Raw genomic sequence first — 2,495 nt, forward strand, 5'->3', positions numbered from 1 at the left:
CCGCCGGGGGCGGCGACTCCCGCGCGCGGAGCCGGCAGCACCGCCTTCTGGTCGAGCCGGCTGTCCACCAGCACGTCCTCGTCGGACTTCCCGGCGGGCGTCTTCGGTTCGGCCAGGAGGGTGGCGGGCAGCAGCACCCGGGCCACCACTCCGGCCGTCGGGGCCTCGCCCACCCGCACCTCGATCCCGCACTTGCGGGCCAGCGCGCCGACCACGAAGTGACCGAGGAAGCGGCCCGGGTCGGCCATGAAGCTGGCCCGCCCGGAGAGCCGGACGTTGGCCTCGGCGAGGGCCTGGGCGTCCATGCCGAGTCCGTGGTCGACGATGGCGATCAGGTAACCCGCGCTGGTGCGCCGGCCCTCGACCTCGACCTCCGACTCCGGGGGCGAGAAGTTCAGCGCGTTCTCGACGAGTTCGGCGAGCAGGTGGGCGATCTCGGCCACCACCGAACCGGACACCCCGACCGGCTCGATGCGGCGCAGCACCACCCGCCGGTACTCCTCCACCTCGGAGAGCGCGGCGCGCAGCACGTCGGTGACGGGCAGCGGTGTCGACCACGGGCGGGGGCTCGACTCGCCGGCCAGCACCAGCAGGCTCTCGGCGTTGCGGCGCATCCGGGTGGCCAGGTGGTCGAGTTCGAAGAGGTTGGCCAGGGTCGCCGGGTCGGCGTCCTCGTGCTCCAGCTTGTTGATGAAGCTCAGCTGGCGGCGGACCAGGTTCTGGTTGCGGCGGCCCAGGCTGACCAGCGACTCGGTGGCGTTGCGGCGCAGCACGGCCTGCTCGGTGGCCAGGTCGAAGGCGGCCCGCTGGACGCGGTCGAAGGCCTCGGCCATCTCCAGCACCTCGGCGCCGGCCTTCTCCGGGACCCGGAGCGGCTCCGGCGGCTCGGGGGCCTCCCGCAGGTTGCTGTTCTGGATGGCGGCGACCGCCAGCGGCAGTCGTTTGCCCGCCACCTCCCGCGCCTGGTGGGCGAGTTCGGCGAGCGGGCCGGAGACGGTGCGGACGCAGTCGAGGGCGAGGGCGCCGAGCGCGGCGACGGTGGCGAGCGCCAGCAGCCCGAAGAGCACCAGGTCCTCACCCGCGTCGCTCTCCAGTTCGGAGGCCCGGCTCTCCACGTCGTGGTCCAGGGAGATCTGCACCTCGCGCAGCCCGTCGATGGTGGACGTCGCGCTGGCCCACCAGGCCGTTGGCGGGATCTCGGCGGCGTCGATCAGACCGCCTCCCCGGACCGCCCGCCGCTCGTACCACTCGGCGCGCTTGGCGTCGGGGGTGCCCAGGGCGGCGTCGAGGCGGCGCTCCTGGGTGGTGGTGGCCACCGAGGGGAAGGCCGCCAGCGAGGCGAGCCGGCCGGCCCGGATCTCCAGGAAGCGTCCGTGGTCGTCGCCGCGGAACCGGCCCGCGGTCACCGAACCGAGCAGGACCGCGCTCTCCTGGCCCGCGAACTCCTTCGCCTCGCCGAGGATCTGGAGCGCACGCCCCGCGTCGTACAGCGTGTGGTCCCGGACCTCGTCGAGACCGAGGTCGAGCCCGTCCAGCGCGGCGACGACGGCGGTGAAGTAGTCGAACACCTCCGTCACCCGGACGCTTCGCGCGTCGGCCTTCGCGCGGATCCCGCCGAGCGCGTCGAGCCGGCCAAGGACCTCGCGGACCGAGGCCGCGCGCTGCTCGTCCGTGTGTCCCCGCAGCGCCTGGTCGAGGACGGCCCGCGCCGTGTCGGTGGCCTTGCGCTGCGCCGGCAGGCGGTCGCTGAACTGCCGCACTCCGCCCAGGCTTCCGGCGGTGAGACTGCGCTCCTTCTGCAGCTCGTGGACCAGCCCTTGCAGGGTGATCTCCAGGCGGGCGTTGTCCGCCGTGGCGGAGGCGGTGCGGAAGGTCGCGATCTGTTCGGCGGCGGCGGTGCCGAGCAGGGCCAGCAGGACGGCGAGGGCCAGGACCAGGACCCTGAGGAGCCTGGTGCGAAGGGAGCGGGGGGCCTTCCGGCCCGTCCCGCCACGGGCGGCGCGCAGGCGCGCGGCGGCCGATGTCGGAGTGACTGCGTCCACTGAGGTGCCTTAAGTGGGAGGCGAGTTGGTCGGAGGAAGAGAAAAGGTTCTGCTCCCGACCCAACGACCCCGGTGGCCCTCGGTTACCGGGCCCATCGCGTTTTTATCCCATCGTGGCCGCCCCTCCGCGGAAAGCGCAGGTGGCCGCGCCCGCCCCTGCCCCAGGCGCGGCAATCTCCGGATGACGCTGCGTCACCTGCGCGTGAACGCGCCTTGATGGATCAGCAGTTGCAGTCGCAGCCGCAGCCGTCGCACCCTCCGCCCTCCCCGCCGTCCCCACCACAGCAGTTGCAGCAGTTGCAGCACTCGCAGCAGCTGCAGTCGCACTGGCCGCACCAGCCCTCGCGGCGCTCGCGGGACCACGGGCCCTCGAACTCGTCGGCGCAACAGACCTGGCAGGTGCACAGCAGACCGGCGGCGGCCGCGCAGCCCGCCCAGAACCCGCGTCCCTGC

At 73.6% G+C, this 2,495-nt stretch carries 1 protein-coding gene and 1 pseudogene; both read right to left on the reverse strand.

All coding sequences use genetic code 11. The annotated features are described in order from the left end of the window. On the reverse strand, positions 1-2,042 hold a 2,042-nt coding region (locus HW445_RS26675), incomplete at its 3' end, for a nitrate- and nitrite sensing domain-containing protein (protein ID WP_308799966.1). A 221-nt stretch (positions 2,043-2,263) separates the two neighbouring features. Continuing rightward, positions 2,264-2,495, reverse strand: a pseudogene (locus tag HW445_RS32900) (hypothetical protein); the annotation flags it as partial.

Source organism: Streptomyces sp. UH6 (genome assembly GCF_013421635.1).
Taxonomy (GTDB): Bacteria; Actinomycetota; Actinomycetes; order Streptomycetales; family Streptomycetaceae; genus Streptomyces; species Streptomyces abyssomicinicus.